This is a genomic window from Pseudomonas sp. SIMBA_067 (assembly GCF_046534675.1).
GTDB classification, from domain to species: Bacteria; Pseudomonadota; Gammaproteobacteria; order Pseudomonadales; family Pseudomonadaceae; genus Aquipseudomonas; species Aquipseudomonas putida.
Map to the genome: position 1 here is coordinate 1 of NZ_JAWRYH010001185.1, position 242 is coordinate 242.

Here is a 242-nt window from a genome sequence, read left to right on the forward strand (position 1 = left end):
GGCTGTCGTAGTCGCTGCGGATGTTGCGCAGAGTACGGGCAATGTCGGTGACTGCAGCGCGGCGTGCCTTGGCCAGGGTCAGGGCTTCGTCGGTGCGGTGCGCGTAGGCGTTCACCAGCAGTTGCAGGCGGCGTTCCATGTCGTCTTCGCTGTCGAACTTGGCCACGCCTTTCAGGCGCACCTGGGCGTACAGCGCCTCGATCTGGTTATCCACGCGCTGCAGGGCTTGCCAGCTGTCCTGG

Annotated in this window: 1 protein-coding gene; it reads right to left on the reverse strand. The window is 65.3% G+C overall.

Annotated elements, in window-relative coordinates; translation table 11 throughout:
- The coding region (locus tag SB765_RS33025; RefSeq protein WP_410932949.1) for a hypothetical protein at positions 1–242 on the reverse strand (242 nt) is incomplete at both ends.